Origin of the sequence: Pantoea alfalfae, from assembly GCF_019880205.1 — a bacterium.
Taxonomy (GTDB): domain Bacteria; phylum Pseudomonadota; class Gammaproteobacteria; order Enterobacterales; family Enterobacteriaceae; genus Pantoea; species Pantoea alfalfae.
In genome coordinates this window covers 2,172,100-2,188,833 of the sequence record NZ_CP082292.1, presented here as the reverse complement: position 1 = coordinate 2,188,833, position 16,734 = coordinate 2,172,100, and the positions used below count along the sequence as shown (strand labels likewise).

Annotated in this window: 16 protein-coding genes; 4 read left to right on the top strand and 12 right to left on the bottom strand. The window is 57.5% G+C overall.

The window, feature by feature from the left end:
• Positions 1-28 precede the first annotated feature (28 nt).
• The 12 genes from K6R05_RS10160 to ydgT all read right to left on the bottom strand — a co-directional run bounded on the left by K6R05_RS10160 (position 29) and on the right by ydgT (position 11,502).
• Entirely contained in the window at positions 29-1,372 is a 1,344-nt protein-coding gene (locus K6R05_RS10160) for an enolase C-terminal domain-like protein (RefSeq protein WP_222924083.1), read from the bottom strand.
• On the bottom strand, positions 1,350-2,693 hold the full coding sequence (locus K6R05_RS10155) for an MFS transporter (RefSeq protein ID WP_161732472.1): 1,344 nt from the start codon (positions 2,691-2,693) through the stop codon (positions 1,350-1,352). The genes K6R05_RS10160 and K6R05_RS10155 overlap by 23 nt, the downstream gene beginning before the upstream one ends.
• A gap of 240 nt (positions 2,694-2,933) precedes the next feature.
• Positions 2,934-3,653, bottom strand: a complete 720-nt coding sequence (locus tag K6R05_RS10150; RefSeq protein ID WP_161732470.1) for an HPP family protein — start codon at positions 3,651-3,653, stop codon at positions 2,934-2,936.
• Between the two features lie 203 nt (positions 3,654-3,856).
• Positions 3,857-4,489 carry an endonuclease III gene (gene nth, locus K6R05_RS10145; RefSeq protein ID WP_161732468.1) on the bottom strand — a complete coding sequence of 211 codons (633 nt, stop codon included), beginning with the start codon at positions 4,487-4,489 and terminating at the stop codon, positions 3,857-3,859.
• On the bottom strand, positions 4,486-5,190 hold the full coding sequence (locus K6R05_RS10140; protein WP_222924082.1) for an electron transport complex subunit E: 705 nt from the start codon (positions 5,188-5,190) through the stop codon (positions 4,486-4,488). Before K6R05_RS10140 ends, nth begins: the two co-directional genes overlap by 4 nt.
• A complete protein-coding gene (gene rsxG / locus K6R05_RS10135; RefSeq protein ID WP_222924081.1) occupies positions 5,183-5,815 on the bottom strand; it encodes an electron transport complex subunit RsxG in 633 nt (210 codons plus the stop codon). The genes K6R05_RS10140 and rsxG overlap by 8 nt, the downstream gene beginning before the upstream one ends.
• Positions 5,816-5,818: 3 nt before the next feature.
• Positions 5,819-6,877 (bottom strand): electron transport complex subunit RsxD, encoded by a 1,059-nt coding sequence (gene rsxD / locus K6R05_RS10130; protein ID WP_222924080.1) that lies wholly within the window; start codon positions 6,875-6,877, stop codon positions 5,819-5,821.
• Entirely contained in the window at positions 6,878-9,457 is a 2,580-nt protein-coding gene (rsxC, locus tag K6R05_RS10125) for an electron transport complex subunit RsxC (RefSeq protein WP_222924079.1), read from the bottom strand. It abuts the gene before it with no gap.
• Entirely contained in the window at positions 9,450-10,028 is a 579-nt protein-coding gene (rsxB, locus tag K6R05_RS10120) for an electron transport complex subunit RsxB (RefSeq protein WP_222924078.1), read from the bottom strand. The genes rsxC and rsxB overlap by 8 nt, the downstream gene beginning before the upstream one ends.
• A complete protein-coding gene (gene rsxA / locus K6R05_RS10115; RefSeq protein ID WP_003853423.1) occupies positions 10,028-10,609 on the bottom strand; it encodes an electron transport complex subunit RsxA in 582 nt (193 codons plus the stop codon). The genes rsxB and rsxA overlap by 1 nt, the downstream gene beginning before the upstream one ends.
• Positions 10,610-10,732: 123 nt before the next feature.
• Positions 10,733-11,176 carry a DUF2569 domain-containing protein gene (locus tag K6R05_RS10110; RefSeq protein ID WP_161732458.1) on the bottom strand — a complete coding sequence of 148 codons (444 nt, stop codon included), beginning with the start codon at positions 11,174-11,176 and terminating at the stop codon, positions 10,733-10,735.
• 110 nt (positions 11,177-11,286) lie between these two features.
• Positions 11,287-11,502 carry a transcription modulator YdgT gene (gene ydgT / locus K6R05_RS10105; RefSeq protein ID WP_033782999.1) on the bottom strand — a complete coding sequence of 72 codons (216 nt, stop codon included), beginning with the start codon at positions 11,500-11,502 and terminating at the stop codon, positions 11,287-11,289.
• A gap of 684 nt (positions 11,503-12,186) precedes the next feature.
• On the opposite strand from ydgT, the gene ytfQ reads away from it, so the two are divergent.
• The 4 genes from ytfQ (at position 12,187) to yjfF (ending at position 16,732) form a co-directional block, all read left to right on the top strand.
• Positions 12,187-13,143, top strand: coding sequence for a galactofuranose ABC transporter, galactofuranose-binding protein YtfQ (gene ytfQ / locus K6R05_RS10100; protein ID WP_150009958.1), 957 nt, complete (start codon positions 12,187-12,189; stop codon positions 13,141-13,143).
• Positions 13,144-13,219: 76 nt separating this feature from the next.
• Complete coding sequence (locus K6R05_RS10095; protein ID WP_161732456.1) at positions 13,220-14,740, top strand: sugar ABC transporter ATP-binding protein; 1,521 nt, start codon at positions 13,220-13,222, stop codon at positions 14,738-14,740.
• Complete coding sequence (ytfT, locus tag K6R05_RS10090; RefSeq protein WP_222924077.1) at positions 14,733-15,749, top strand: galactofuranose ABC transporter, ATP-binding protein YtfT; 1,017 nt, start codon at positions 14,733-14,735, stop codon at positions 15,747-15,749. The genes K6R05_RS10095 and ytfT overlap by 8 nt, the downstream gene beginning before the upstream one ends.
• Complete coding sequence (yjfF, locus tag K6R05_RS10085; protein WP_161732452.1) at positions 15,746-16,732, top strand: galactofuranose ABC transporter, permease protein YjfF; 987 nt, start codon at positions 15,746-15,748, stop codon at positions 16,730-16,732. Before ytfT ends, yjfF begins: the two co-directional genes overlap by 4 nt.
• Positions 16,733-16,734: the final 2 nt, after the last annotated feature.

Here is a 16,734-nt window from a genome sequence, read left to right as displayed (position 1 = left end):
CTGTGACACTGTCACAGGATGGCCGTCATCAGCGCAGCAACGCCGGGCGTTTGGCGTTAAACGACCAGTTATCAATCAGAAACTGCATGCCCAGCGCATCGTTACGATTTTTATCCGGCAGCGAATTGTAGAGTGCATGTGCCGCTTCGACTCGTTCCATATTCAGGGTAATACCCAGCCCTGGCCCCTCTGGCAGTTCCAGATGCCCATCCCGAATCTGCGGCGCATGCTGCGTCAGCTGTTGTCCATCCTGCCAGATCCAGTGTGTATCAAAGGCCGTCAGGCGATCGCCGGGTGCAGCCGCCCCCAGATGCGCCACCATCGCCAGTGAGACATCAAAATGGTTGTTTGAATGGCAGCCGGTGGTCAGCCCCCACTCCTGACAGAGCTGTGCCACGGTATGCGCATTGCGCATCGTCCAGAAGTGCGGATCGGCCAGCGGAATATCAATAGCATTGAGCTGTAACGCATGCTGCAACTGTCGCCAGTCATTGGCGATCATATTGGTGGCGACCGGAATACCGGTGGCCCGTTTAAACTCGGCCAGCGTTTCCCGGCCGGAGTAGCCCTGCTCTGCGCCACAGGGATCTTCCAGATAGGGAATGCGGCCCGCCAGCTGTTTACCATAATAAATGGCTTCGTCCAGCGACCAGCTGGCGTTAGGGTCGACCGTGACACGAGCCTGCGGAAAACGCGCCAGCAGGGCATTAACCGTCTCGACCTCCACTTCACCGTGGTGTACGCCACCCTTGAGTTTGAAGTCGCGGAAGCCATAGCGTTCCGCTGCGGCCTCAGCCAGCCGCACGACGCCTTGCGCATCCATTGCTTTTTCATGGCGCAGTTGCAGCCAGGCATCACCGCCGGCCTGGCCTGCCTGATAGTTCATACTGGTCAGGTTGCGGTCGGCGATATAGAACAGATAGCCGAGCACCGGCACCCGATCGCGCTGCCTGCCGCTGGCAAGTAACTCGGCAACCGGCAGATTCAGGTGCTGGCCCATCAGATCAAGCAGCGCGGCTTCAATCGCTGCGGTGGCGTTGTAGAACTTCTCCGGGTTCATCTGCGGAATGTGGATGTCATCGGTATGCGCGGTCTGCTGATGTCGTGCATCACTCGCAAACAGCGTGGCGATCGTCGCATTCAGCCGCAGCAGCTCGCTGCCCACAATCTGCGGTCGAAAACGTGCCAGCAGCGCCAGCGTCGAAGCGTGACAGGGACTTTCGCCAACGCCGGTACGGCCAGCGGAATCGGTCAGGATTACCAGGATGCGGGTAAAGTAGCAGTTATGCGCGCCACCAATGTTCAGCAGCATGCTGTCATACCCGGCGACCGGCACCACACGCATTGTTTTAATGACTGGACTGTCTGACATGGTGATTCTCCATAGGATCAAGGGAAGGCGGGGATGGCCTGCGGCGCAGCAGCAGCCACAACCCGGTCAGCAGCGAGACGCTGGTCAGGGCATAGAGGCCGCCGGTAGTGGAGCCGGTTTTCATCTCCAGATAGCCAAACACCGTCGGTGCGAAAAAACCGCCAAGATTGCCAACAGAATTCACCAGCGCAATACCCGGCGCGACAATCGAGGCGGGCAGTTCTCCCTGCGGCATCGGCCAGAAAAAGGTGGCGCTGACTTTTGAGCCGATGCAGGCCACGATCATCGCCAGGAAGCCAAACCACGGGGAACCTAACGTCGCCATAAAAGTGCCGCAGGCCGCGACCAGCATGGCGACGCCCAGCGCTTTATCGAGTCTGTCACGGTGGCGATCTGAAAAGCGGCTCAGCAGGTTGATGGCGATAATGGCGCACAGCCACGGCACGGCGGTGAGAATGCCGATACCAAAACTGCTGAAGCCCTGAATGCGCTGAATAATCTGCGGCAGCCAGAACACCAGCGTGTAACCGGTCATGGTCATGGTGAAGAAGATTGCGCAGAAGAACAACAGGCTGCGATTGCGTAACAGCGACATTTTTCCCGGCTCACGATTAAGCGCGTCACGCTGCGCCTCTTCACTATCCAGTTGCTGCACCAGCGCCTGTTTCTCCGCGTCACTCAGCCAGCGCGCATCAGCAGGACGCGACACCAGTACCCAGGCGGCGAGGATCCCGATCAGTACCGAGGCACCACCTTCGAGAAACATCACCCATTTCCAGCCCGCTATTCCCAGAAAATTATGCATCATCAGGATAGCGCCTGTGATCGGCCCGGAGAAGAGGAAGGCGCCAGCCGTGGCGCTCAGGACCATTGCAGTGGCCCGGCCGCGCCAGGCATTGGGCACCCACTGACGGAAATAGAACAGCACGCCGGGAAAGAAGCCCGCTTCGGCGACGCCCAGTAAGAAGCGCAGCAGGTAAAATTGAATGGGTGAGGTGACGAATCCGGTCAGGACCACCACGAATCCCCAGGTAATCATGATGCGTGTCAGCCAGACGCGTGCGCCAAATCGCTTCATCATCAGATTGCTCGGCACTTCAAACAGCGCATAACCAATGAAAAAGAGGCCCGCACCCAGACCAAAGGCGGCGGCGCTGATCCCGGCATCGGTGCGCAGCTCGGCTTTAATAAAGCCAATGTTGGCGCGGTCGATCTGATTAATGATCAGCATCACCACCAGCATTGGGATGATATGGGTGAAGAATTTTTTGATGGCGGAGGCGATCAGCTCATCGTGCTGCGGGGATAAGGCGCTATCCATCGTTCTTCCTCATGAGAAACGTAAAGAAGAGCAAAGTGTAGGGCGCTGAAAAGGCGAGCTCTATGGGCATCCGCCCAGGACCGGATGGGCGTCCGGCCTGGGTGGCTGTGTTATCAAGATGTTACTGGAAAGGTGAGGCGAAGCGGCTGAGCAAAACTGTGGCAGCGATCAACGTTGTGTGTGTCAGTCGGCCACGCGGAATATGCCGACAGTACAGGATGCGCCAGCAGCGGTCAGACTTCAGCCGCTAAACTGACGGCGCTGCGCAATCTCTTCAGCGCGCAGCAGCAGCGCCTGCAAATCATCTTCGTCAATATCCAGCAGTTCGCCGCCCTGTAAAGCCTGATGCAGATCGGCACGCGTGAGCGGGACCGGCATGGCAACCGGCTCGGGTTTAACTTCCTGAGGCGCCAGCGGATGGGGGTAGCGACGACCGGCCAGATTATTTAACAGCAGGGCCAGCAGAGCCAGCGTCAGTGAGTTAAGCAGAATCGGCGTCAGGACAAAGTGATAACCCAGCTGCTGCACTGAAGGCCCGCCCAGAATAGCGGTCAGCGCCACTGCGCCGCCGGGCGGATGCAGACAGCGCAGCTGGAACATCAGCAGGATCGCCACACAGGCCGCGACACCGCAGGCGATGGCCGGATCGGGAATCAGCTGGCTGACAGTGACGCCTGCCAGCGCGGACAGGCTGTTGCCGCCAACGATTGCCCACGGCTGCGCCAGCGGACTGGCAGGCAAACCAAAGAGCAGGACTGCTGATGCGCCAACCGGGGCGACAAACCAGAGGTTCAGCTCGCCCAGCATCCAGTGGCTCAGCAGGCTGGTCAGCACCAGGCCAATGCCCGCACCCAGTCCGGCGATCACCACATGTTTTTTACTGACTGCCAGCGGATGCGGCCAGAGGCGTGCCAGAAGCAGGCGCAGACGATGCCTTCCAGCAGAAGGGCTTTTCTTCATTACGTTACTCACCGTGTCATAACTTTTTCTTATCATCAGGGGCGGCGATTTTCCATCATCAACATCAATGTAACAACCCGACAAACTGTGCCGGTATTCAGGCGCGTCGGAAAGCGTGGTGAAAAGGCGGATCGCGCAGGAGAGGTCATGCAGCGGGCACAGCAAGATAATAAAAAACCCGCCGCAGCGGGTCAGTTATCAAATCACTCGACTTTGTCGGGGTACTCGCAGAGATCTTCAATCAGGCAGGCGCCGCAGCGCGGTTTACGTGCCACGCAGGTGTAGCGGCCGTGCAGTATCAGCCAGTGGTGACAGTCAACCTTATAGGCTGCCGGAACTACCTTCAGCAGCTTCTGCTCGACCTCTTCCACATTCTTACCCGGCGCAAATTTTGTCCGATTGCTGACGCGAAAAATATGGGTATCAACGGCGATCGTCGGCCAGCCAAAGGCGGTATTGAGCACCACATTGGCGGTTTTACGGCCAACACCGGGCAGGGCTTCCAGCGCTGCACGATCTTCCGGCACTTCGCCGTTGTGCTGCTCCAGCAGAATGCGGCAGGTCTTAATCACATTCTCCGCTTTGCTGTTAAACAGGCCGATGGTTTTGATGTATTCCTTTACGCCATCCACGCCCAGCGCCAGCATCGCGGCAGGCGTATTCGCCACCGGATAGAGCTTCGCGGTGGCTTTGTTCACGCTGACATCGGTCGCCTGCGCCGAGAGCAGCACCGCAATCAGTAGCTCAAACGGCGTGCTGAAGTTCAGCTCGGTGGTCGGATGCGGATTGTTCTGCTGCAGCCGGTGGAGGATTTCGGTGCGTTTGGTCTGATTCACACCGCTTTCCCGGCTACGCCCTGAGGGGCCGCGGTTTCAGCCGCCTGAGCACGCAGCGCTGCACGCTGTTTCATCTTCTGATCGATCAGGTACTTGCCCGCCAGCATCATGCCCAGGCCGATAAACGCGCCAGGCGGCAGCATGGCCAGCAGCATCGGCGAGTCGAAATGCACCACTTCGATACGCAGCGATTTTGCCCACGGGCCAAGCAACTGGTCGGCACCGTTAAACAGCGTGCCGCTGCCGATGATTTCGCGCAGCGAACCCAGCACCACCATGGCGCAGGTTGCGCCCATACCGATGGCGAAGCCATCCAGCGCCGAGAGCGGGATGCTGCTTTTAGAGGCGACGGCTTCAGCACGGCCCACCACGATGCAGTTGGTCACGATCAGCGGGATAAAAATTCCCAGCGACTGATAGAGACCGTAGGCATAGGCGTTGATCAGCATCTGCACGCAGCTCACCACCGAAGCGATGATCATCACATAAATCGGAATACGGATTTCCGACGGCACCCAGCGGCGCGAGGCGGAAATGAAACTGTTGGTCAGGGTCAGCACCAGCGTGGTAGCCAGACCTAAACCCAGCGCGTTCGTCGCCGTCGCCGTTACCGCCAGCAGCGGGCAGAGGCCCAGCAACTGTACCAGTGCTGAGTTATTCTTCCACAATCCACCAACCAGCAGACTTTTAGCTTCACTCATTTGTGTCTCCACATGCCGGTAACGAAGAGAGTCTCTCCGGAAGCGTTTTCATGAATAGCGCGGTGCGTTTCGTCGCATTGACCACCGCGCGTGGGGTAATGGTGGCGCCAGTAAATTGATCGAAATCGCCGCCATCTTTTTTAACTGCAAAAGCTTTATCCGCCGGACCCTGCACCACTTTGCCATTAAAGCTGTTGATCCAGTCAGAGATGCGCAGTTCGATCTTATCGCCAAGGCCAGGCGTTTCATGGTGTTCAATCACCCGCACGCCCAGTACTTTACCCTGGAAATCGGCACCGACCAGCATCTGTATCGCACCAGAATAGCCGTCAGGTGCGGTTGTCTCCAGTGCAGCCGCGACCGGCTGGCCCCCTTTACGTGCCAGGAAGAGATGATGCGGCGCATTGTTGCCCAGTGCTGCATCCGTGACAACGTAACAATCCTGCTGAATGTTGTTGTCATACAGCTCAACCGGCACCACCTGGTCCAGCAAACTTTTCTGCTGTAACTGGGTCTGATGCTCCACCGTTGGTTTGGTGACCGTATTCACCACCGCGGTAGCGGCCGTGGTAATCGCGGCGAAAATCGCCAGCGTGACGCCATTTTTACGAATCGTCTCCAGCATCGCTTAATCCTTCTGATGGCCGTAAACGCGCGGCTGGGTGTAGTAATCGATGAGCGGCACGCAGATGTTGGCAAGCAGAACCGCAAACGCCACGCCATCGGGATAGCCGCCAAAGCTGCGGATCAGCCAGACCAGCAGTCCAATCAGCGCGCCATACACCAGGCGGCCACGGTTAGTCGTTGAGGCGGTCACCGGGTCGGTGGCAATAAAGAACGCGCCCAGCATGGTGGCACCGGAGAAAAGGTGAATCAGCGGACTGTTCAGCGATTCCGGGGAGAAGAACCAGCCCAGTGTGGCGCAGAACGCCAGTGACAGCAGCATGGCGGCCGGAATATGCCAGCGAATCGCACTCTTCCACAGCAGGAACAGGCCGCCCGCCAGGTAACCGACGTTCACCCACTGCCAGCCGAGCCCGGCCAGCACGCCGCTGTAAATCGGCTGCGCCAGCAGATGTTCGGCACTGTGGCCGGCACGTAAGCCGGTTTTAAAGGTATCCAGCGGGGTCGCCTGGCTGATGCCATCCACACCCAGCTGCAACTGCTGCATGGTGTCACCCGCCACCGTGTGGCCCTGGAACACCATGCTCAGACTGTCCATCAGTCCGGGTTTAATCGCCTGTAGCATGTCAGGCGGCAACCAGCTGGTCATCTGCACCGGGAAGGAGATCAGCAGCACCACATAGCCAACCATCGCCGGGTTAAACGGGTTCTGGCCCAGTCCGCCATAGAGCTGTTTGGCAATGACCACCGCAAACAGGGTACCAATGACCACCAGCCACCAGGGTGCCAGCGGCGGCAGGCTGATACCGATCAGGATGGCGGTCAGCAACGCCGAGTTATCCGCCAGGGTGCTGGCAACCGGTGCTTTACGCAGACGTAGGATCGCCGCCTCTGTCAGCCAGGCGGTAAGGGTCGCCAGTAAGACCTGTAAAACGGTGCCGTAGCCAAAAAAATAACACTGTGCAGCAAAACCGGGCACCGCCGCCAGCACCACCAGCAACATGATGTTGCCGGTACTTCGGCGGTTATGGGTATAGGGAGAACTTGCGATACGAAAAGCCATTTAATCCTCAAGCGTCGTAGACGACTGCGCTTTACGCGCTTTGGCACGGGCGATGGCGGCGGCAATAGCGGCCTTGCGCGCATCATCGGGTTGATTCAGTTCAGGTGCCTGTTCAGGTTCAGCATTGGCGTTATTTGCCTGCTCCTGCGCCTGTTCCGCGTTCTCTACCGCAAAGTGTGCGGCGGTGGCGAGCGCTGCGGCGTCACGTGACGCGGCATCCGCCGCACTTTCAGCCTGTGCCGCTTTCTTCGCTTTAGCGCGGGCGATAGCCGCCTGAACCGCGGCTTTACGCGGATCGGTTTCTACGGCGGCGTCCGACGCGGCTTCTGGAACGCTCTCCGAAGCAGCCGGAGCCGTCGTATCAGCGCCTTCTGCCTGCGCGGCTTTCTTCGCTTTGGCGCGGGCAATAGCCGCCTGAACGGCGGCTTTACGCGGGTCGGTTTCAGCGGCAGCGTCTGATACGGCGTCAGTAACGCTCTCCGCTACAGCCGGAGCCGTCGCATCAGCGCCTTCAGCCTGCGCGGCTTTCTTCGCTTTAGCGCGGGCAATAGCCGCCTGAACGGCGGCTTTACGCGGGTCGGTTTCAGCGGCAGCGTCCGACGCAGCTTCTGGAACGCTCTCCGAAGCAGCCGGAGCCGTCGCATCAGCGCCTTCAGCCTGCGCGGCTTTCTTCGCTTTAGCACGGGCGATAGCCGCCTGAACCGCGGCTTTACGCGGATCGGTTTCAGCGGCAGCGTCCGACGCGGCCTCTGTAACGCTCTCCGATACAGCCCGCGTCGTCGCATCAGCGCCTTCAGCCTGTGCCGCTTTCTTCGCTTTGGCGCGCGCTACAGCGGCCTCGACGGCGGCTTTGCGCGGATCGACACTGGCGTCAGCAGCCGTATCAGCCGGTGAAACTTTCTTCGCTTTTGCCCGAGCAATAGCCGCTTCAACCGCCGCTTTACGCGGATCGACTGACTGACGCGTCACCGGCTGGGTTTCAGCCTGCGCCTCTGCCTGACGCAGACGCGCCTGCGCATGGCGGGCCTCACGCTGCGCTTCAAGCGACGCTTCATCCGGTTCAGCGGCCTGGCGGGCTTTCACCCGCGCTTTGGCTGCGGTCAGTTCGCTGGTATCGGTGCGGGCAACTCGCTGTTTCGCCTCTTCATGACGCGCTTCACGGGCCTGCTTCTCACGCTCCAGGCGCGCCTGACGCGCTTCGAAGCGGGCTTTGGCCTCCAGCGTGCGTTTCGCTTCCAGATCGATGGCGCGCAGTTCCGCTTTTTCCTGACGGTAATATTGCACCAGCGGGATATTACTCGGGCAGACATAGGCGCAGGCACCGCATTCGATGCAGTCATCAATATGATGTGCACGCGCTTTATCGTGATCGCCGCCCTGGCTGTACCAGTAAAGCTGCTGCGGCAGCAGCTTAGCCGGACACGCATCGGCACAGGCAGAGCAACGAATGCAGGACTGCTCTTCGTCGTTATTGCCCATCTCACTGGCAGAGGGCGCAAGAATACAGTTGGTAATCTTCACCACCGGCACATCCAGCGATGGCAGGGTAAAGCCCATCAGCGGACCGCCCATAATCACCATCTGACGCGGTGCAGGCGTGAAACCCACCTGATGCAGCAGATGGCTGATTGGCGTGCCAAGACGACTCCAGACGTTACGCGGCTGGGCAATCGCCTCGCCGGTCAGCGTCACGACGCGTTCGGTGATCGGTTCACCATTGATGATGGCCCGTTTAACCGCCCAGGCGGTACCGACGTTCTGCATCAGCACGCCGATATCGGTTGAGCGTCCGCCGTGCGGCACTTCCATGCCGGTCAGAATGCGGGTCAGCTGCTTGGCACCGCCGGAAGGATATTTGGTCGGGATCACCCGGATTTGCAGATCGCGCTCGCTGCCCAGCGCCTGTTTCAGTGCGGCGATCGCTTCGGGTTTATTATCTTCAATGCCAATCAGTACCCGTTCAGCCTGTAACACCCAGGCGAGAATGCGGCTGCCTTCCAGCACTTCGGCGGCGTAATCCTGCATCAGGCGATCGTCAGCGGTGATGTAAGGTTCACACTCCGCCGCATTAATAATCAGGGTTTTAACCCCGCGCAGGCCGCCTTTCAGTTTGGTGGCGGTCGGGAAGCCCGCGCCGCCCAGCCCCGCGATGCCCGCATCATGAATTCGCTGCACGATGTCGGCGCGCGGATGCTGACGGTAGTCTGGCAGCGGATCGAGCGGCATCCAGCGGTCTTCACCATCGGGCGTCAGGAAGATGCAAAGTTCGGACAGACCAGAAGGGTGCGCGGTCATATGCTGACCGATATCCGCAATTACGCCAGAGGTAGGTGCATGGACCGGCAGCATACGGCCGGTACCAAAGGTCAGGGGCTGACCGCGCAGCACTTTGTCGCCGGGCGCAACGCAGATCTCACCTTCATGTCCGATGTGCTGTTTCAGCGGAATAATAAAACGGTGCGGCAACGGCAGTTCGCTGAGCGGCGTGCCGTTGGACTGGGTTTTCATTTCGGGCGGATGAATGCCGCCCTGAAAATCCCAGACCTTCTCTTTTTTCAGGAAGTTAAACAGATTAAGCATGAGTTTCTACCGGGATCACCCGTACAGGAATGGTATTCAAATCCCACTTCCAGTTAGCTGGCGTGGTGGCGACCGGACGCATTTCAATACAGTCAGTCGGGCAGGGCGCGACACAGAGATCGCAGCCGGTGCAGACATCGCTCAGCACAGTGTGCATGGCGCGGGTTGCGCCGACAATCGCATCAACCGGACAGGCCTGAATACATTTGGTGCAGCCAATGCAGTTGGCTTCATCGATAAACGCCACGGTGCGCACCGGCTCTTTCGCCGTTTCATCGCCATCAATCGGCTGCGGTTCAACGTTAAGCAGCGCAGCCAGCTTGAGCATGGTCTGCTCCCCGCCCGGCGTGCATTTATTGATTGCTTCTCCGTTGTTGCCGACCGCATCGGCATAGGGTCGGCAGCCCGGATAGCCGCACTGGCCACACTGGCTCTGTGGCAGAATGGCATCAATCTGCTCAACGATAGGATCTTCTTCGACCTCAAAGCGGCGCGAGGCGTAACCCAGCAGGGCGCCAAACACCAGGCTCAGGGCGCTTAATACAGCTACAGCAATCCAGATCGCGGTCATCAGAATTTCACCAGACCGCTGAAGCCCATAAACGCCAGCGCCATCAGGCCTGCGGTAATCAGGGCAATGGAGTTGCCTTTGAACGGCGCAGGCACGTTGGCCAGCACCAGTCGCTCACGCATTCCCGCGAACAGCACCATGACCAGCGAGAAGCCGATAGAGGCACTGAAACCATACAGCGCGGCCTGCATAAAGGTGTGGTTAAGGTTAACGCTCAGCAGAGGCACGCCCAGCACTGCACAGTTAGTGGTGATCAGCGGCAGGAAGATACCCAGCAGGCGATAGAGCGACGGGCTGGTTTTACGCACCACCATTTCGGTGAACTGCACGACGACAGCGATCACCAGGATATAGGCCATGGTGCGCAGATAGACCAGGTCCAGCGGCAGCAGGATCAAGTGGTTGACCAGCCACGCGCAAATAGAGGCCAGCGTAATCACGAATGTCGTGGCGAGGCCCATGCCAATCGCCGTTTCCAGTTTTTTGGAAACGCCCATAAAAGGACAGAGGCCGAGAAACTTCACTAAGACGAAGTTATTCACCAGCACGGTGCCAACAAAGAGAAGCAGATAATCGGTCATTTTTTCGCCTGGGAGCCGGAAAGCGGCTTATTATCATTGATAGCGCGGCGTATCTCAATATCCGCGCCTCCCGCAAGGCGGCAGACCGCACTCAGAATTAAATTCCTGACATAACTCACAGCGTTACGGCGCGATAAAGGTGGTTTTTACCCGCTTTGAACGTTTGAAATAGGGTGCAAATACCGCCGCCGCGAGCAGTGACAGCAGTAACGTCTGAAGAGCACGGCTATCGGCAACCGGCGTAAAAGCAAAGGTTTTCAGCGCCAGCAGCACGGTTATGAGCAGCCAGAGCAGATAGTGGCGCGGCAAACGGCGCGAGCGCTTAAAGAAAAGCCAGCTGATCCAGAGGCTGTAGGCCCAGACCGCCACGGCGGTAAGCAGCGAGATGGCCCAGTAAGAAAGGAGGGTGCTGCCGTGTGAAAACAGCGCCACACGCCATTCCGGATTAAAGAGGGGGGTCAGATACATCGCCAGCACCAGAACGGTGGTTAACAGGGTCATTATCAGCCAGGCCAGCGGCAGCAAAAGCCAGCCACCAATACGCGGCGCAGCAACCTGTTCATTCATCGTGGTTATTCCTGTCTCGGGGAGTCGAAGCGCAGCAGAATAACATGTCCAGAGGGGCACGCCCATCCGGACAAGGTCAGAGGTAAAGAGAGCCATTAATCAGCCGGATATCAGACCACGTAGCGCCACACCGTTTTAGGGACACAGCCAAGATCATATAATCGTCCGCCAGAAACCAGTTCGGCACGACGATGATCGGCAGCCCGATACATATTGATGATTTCCATATCATTTGTAAGGGAGTAGTTAAGGTGATCGAAAAGCTTTTCCAGACTGTCTGAATTATTTACTTTGCGGAACTTAAGCAGGTAATCGTGCGCAGTCATCATTGCCATAACAGATAGAAGTACAAAGGAGTGCTCAGTATAGGGGGCAAGCCAGGGCTGTCCAGATCGGGCCGGTTAAAAAAGGCGAAAATCAGACTAAAGCACCTTATCAGCTATTAAAAGTCCAAATCTGCTATTTTTATCGCAGTCAGTGCCAGCCTGCCCGCGCGATGATAGTAAATATGGCATTAGCTCACACAAATCCATGCCGGAATACATCGTTGAACGCGTATTTTAAATATCATTTTGCATTCCTTCAGGCCAGCCAATGCATCAATGCCTCCTTTCTGACAATTTCCGGTCAGAAGAAATAATCCTTTTGAAACCACGCGCATAGAAACGTTTCGCGCCCAATCAGCACGCGCAAACGACTGTGCGGGCAATCACAAATCCCATTTTTTGTTCATCGCAGGCCGGATAACCCATTTAGTACGCCTGTCTGTAATCGTTTCCAGTGGCGTTAAGCATAAGCGATTCTGTTTATTACAATTATTTAACGGACATTGTTTTATTACTCAGTCGTTTTATCCATAACGCTGTGACCAGCGAACCCGTCTGGCTGCACGTAACTCCTTTAAATTGCTCTGATTTGTGAAGTGTGTCGCCATTATGCACGCTTTTTTAGTCCAGTCTAAGCAGGCTCTCTACCCTAAACAGCAAACGCCTTTCAGAGGATTAAAAACTATGTGGAAACGTTTACTTCTGACCACGCTGGTCAGCGCCGCGTTAACCGGCCCGGTGCTCGCTGCAGATATGACGGTGGGCTTCTCGCAGGTAGGTTCGGAATCTGGCTGGCGTTCGGCAGAGACCAGCGTGGCGAAAAGCGAAGCCAAAAAACGCGGAATCACCCTGAAAATCGCCGACGGGCAGCAGAAACAAGAGAATCAGATCAAGGCAGTACGTTCGTTTATTGCGCAGGGCGTTGATGCCATTTTCATCGCGCCAGTCGTACAGACCGGCTGGGAGCCGGTTCTGGAAGAAGCCAAAGATGCCAAAATCCCGGTTTACCTGCTGGACCGCGCCATCGTGGTGAAAGACAAATCGCTCTATCAGGCCGTAGTGACGGCGGACAACGTGCTGGAAGGCAAACTGATTGGCGACTGGCTGGTGAAAACCGTGGGTGACAAGCAGTGTAACGTGGTGGAACTGCAGGGTACTGTCGGTGCCAGCGTGGCAATCGATCGTAAGAAAGGCTTTGCTGAAGCGATCAGCAACCATCCAAACATTAAAGTGATCCGCTCGCAGTCCGGTGACTTTACGCGCAGTAAGGGTAAAGAGGTGATGGAGAGCTTTATCAAGGCTGAGAACAACGGCAAAAACATCTGCATGGTTTACGCGCATAACGATGATATGGCGATCGGTGCCATTCAGGCGATTAAAGAAGCCGGCCTGAAACCAGGCAAAGACATTCTGACCGGCTCGATTGATGGTGTGCCGGATATCTACAAAGCGATGCTGGCAGGGGAAGCCAACGCCAACGTGGAGCTGACACCGAACATGGCTGGTCCGGCATTTGATGCCCTGGAGAAATTCAAAAAAGATGGCACGCTGCCGCCTAAAGTCATCAAGACCGAGTCGAAGCTGTTCCTGCCTGCTGACGCGCAGGCGGAACTGGATAAGAAAAAGGGTATGGGTTACTGATCCACAGACCTGCCAAAGACCAGCCGCAGACCGCCCTACGGGGCGGTTTTTCATGACGTGAGGCGGAGTGAGCAGAATGACCACGCAAAATGAAACACCGCTGTTATCCATCAGCGGCGTCAGCAAAGGGTTTCCCGGCGTTAAAGCGCTGAGTCATGTTTCCTTTGATATTCGCAAAGGGGAGATCATGGCGCTGCTGGGGGAAAACGGTGCGGGGAAATCGACCCTGATAAAAGTGCTGACCGGTGTTTACAGCCGTGATGCCGGAACGATTACCCTCAATGGTGAACCGATTACCCCGCATAACACCGCGCAGGCGCAGGAGATGGGCATCGGTACCGTTTATCAGGAAGTGAATATGCTGCCGAACATGTCGGTGGCAGATAACCTCTATATTGGTCGTGAGCCGCGTCGCTTTGGCATGATCGACCGTCGCCGCATGGTACGCGATGCCGATGCGCTGATGCGGAACTACGGTTTTTCCCTCGACGTGACGCGCCCACTGGGCCACTACTCGGTGGCGATGCAGCAGATTATTGCCATCTGCCGCGCGGTGGATCTTTCGGCGCAGGTGCTCATCCTCGATGAGCCAACCGCGAGTCTGGATGCCAGCGAAGTCGAAATGCTGTTTACCCTGATGGCGCAGCTAAAAGCCAAAGGGATGAGCCTGATTTTTGTGACCCACTTTCTCGACCAGGTGTACCGCATTACTGACCGGATTACCGTGCTGCGTAACGGGCAGTTTATCGCCACCCGCGATACCGCCACGCTGCCGCAGATTGAGCTGATTAAGCTGATGCTGGGTCGCGAACTGCTGGAGACTGCATTACAGCGTCAGGGCAGCACGCTGCGAAGTAATCAGCCGGTGGTGTCGTTTGAAGATTACGGCAGGAAGGGCACCATCGAACCCTTCAACCTGGCGGTGCGTCCTGGTGAAGTCGTCGGCCTGGCCGGGCTGCTGGGATCTGGCCGCACAGAAACCGCTGAAGTACTGTTTGGTATTCGTCGGGCCGATCGCGGAACCGCGAAGATCAAAGGCAAAGTGCAGCGCATTACCAACCCGGCGAAAGCCTCACAACTTGGCATGGGATTTTGCCCGGAGGATCGGAAGACGGATGGGATTATTGGCGCAGCCTCCGTTCGCGAAAATATTATTCTGGCGTTGCAGGCGCAGCGCGGCTGGTTAAGGCCAATTAAGAAGCGCGAGCAGCAGGCGATTGCTGACCGTTTTATTAAGAGCCTGGGCATTCGCACGCCACACGCCGAGCAGCCGGTAGAGCTGTTATCGGGCGGCAACCAGCAGAAGGTGCTGCTGTCGCGCTGGCTGGTGACTAAACCGCAGTTTTTAATCCTCGACGAACCGACGCGCGGCATTGATGTAGGCGCACACGCCGAGATTATCCGTTTAATTGAATCCCTGTGCGCCGATGGTCTGGCGCTGCTGGTGATCTCCTCTGAACTCGAAGAGCTGGTCGGTTATGCCGATCGGGTGTTGATCATGCGCGATCTGAAGCAGGTGGCAGAAATTCCGCTGGAGCAGCTTTCGGTGGCGTCGATCGTCAATGCTATCGCGGACGGAGGAGCAAAACATGCTTGAGTCGCCTATGACATCTGCAAAACCACCACGTCGTAAGCTGAAGTTTCCGCCAGGGATGCCGCAAATCGCCGCGCTGCTGCTGGTGCTGCTGATCGACAGTCTGGTAGCCAATAACTTTTTTGCCGTGCACCTGCAGGATGGTCGCCTGTTCGGCAGCCCGATCGATATTCTTAATCGTGCGGCCCCGGTTGCCCTGCTGGCAATTGGCATGACGCTGGTGATCGCCACTGGCGGCATCGATCTTTCCGTGGGTGCGGTGATGGCGATAGCGGGCGCGACCGCCGCCACACTGACCGTCGCCGGACACGGTGTGCCGTTCATTATTCTCTGCACGCTGGGAACCGGTTTAGCCTGTGGGTTATGGAATGGGGTGCTGGTGGCGCTGCTGCGTATTCAGCCGTTTGTTGCCACGCTGATTCTGATGGTCGCCGGGCGTGGTATCGCTCAGCTGATTACGCAGGGGCAGATTGTGACATTCGATAGTGACAGTCTCGGCTGGTTTGGTAACGGCTCGCTGTGGATGTTGCCGGTCCCGGTCTGGATCACGCTGGTGGTGGCGCTGGCCGTCTGGCTGCTGACGCGCAAGACCGCGCTGGGTCTGTTTATCGAAGCGGTGGGGATTAACCTGCGCGCTGCCCGCAATGCGGGCGTGACGGGCTGGCTGGTGGTGATGTCCACCTATGCGCTCAGTGGCGTCTGTGCCGCTGTTGCGGGTCTGATCGTTGCGGCGGATATTCGCGGTGCGGATGCCAATAACGCCGGTTTGTGGCTGGAGCTGGATGCGATTCTCGCCGTGGTGATTGGCGGTGCATCGCTGATGGGTGGCCGCTTTAATCTGGTGTTGTCGCTGATTGGCGCACTGATTATTCAGTCGATGAATACCGGGATTCTGCTTTCTGGCTTCCCGCCGGAGCTGAATCAGGTGGTGAAAGCGGTAGTAGTGATGTGTGTGCTGCTGCTGCAGTCACCGCGGTTTATTGCGATGTTGAAACGGAGACGCCCGACATGATTAAACGTCATCTTCCGCTGATGATCACCTTGCTGGTGTTTGTGGCGGGTTACCTGTTTTGTCTGAGTCAGTTTCCCGGCTTTGCCTCTACCCGGGTGATATGCAATATCCTGACCGACAACGCCTTCCTCGGGATTATCGCCGTCGGCATGACCTTTGTGATTTTGTCGGGTGGTATCGATCTGTCGGTTGGCGCAGTCATTGCCTTTACCGGCGTGTTCCTGGCGCGGGCGATTGGCGATTTCCATGTCGATCCGTTGCTGGCGTTTGCGCTGATTCTGTCACTGGGCGCGCTGTTCGGCGCCATGATGGGCTGGCTGATCGATGCGCTGAAGATCCCGGCCTTTATCATTACCCTGGCGGGGATGTTTTTCCTGCGCGGCTGCAGTTATCTGGTGTCGGAAAACTCGATTCCTATCGATCATCCGTTTTACACCCTGCTTTCCAGTCTGGCGTGGAAAGTGCCGGGCGGAGGGCGTCTTAGTCTGCTGGCGGTGATTATGCTGGTAGTGGTGTTGGGCGGGATTATTCTGGCGCACCGCACGCGGTTTGGTAACCGGGTTTACGCCATCGGCGGCAATATGACGTCGGCTCAGTTGATGGGTGTTTCAACCCGAGCCACCACCATTAAGATTTATATGCTTTCCACCACGCTGGCGACGCTGGCTGGCATCGTGTTTTCGATCTATACCTCGGCAGGTTATGCGCTGGCCGGGTTGGGTGTGGAGCTGGATGCGATTGCGTCGGTGGTGATTGGCGGCACGCTGCTGTCGGGCGGTGTCGGTACGGTGCTGGGCACGCTGTTTGGCGTGCTGATTCAGGGGCTGATTCAGACCTGGATTAATTTCGACGGCACGCTGAGTTCGTGGTGGACCAAGATCGCCATCGGGATCCTGCTGTTTGCGTTTATCGCCCTGCAGCGGTTACTGACGGTGATCTGGGATCGTCAGCAGAACGCGCCGGTTAAGCGAATCCCTACCTGAAT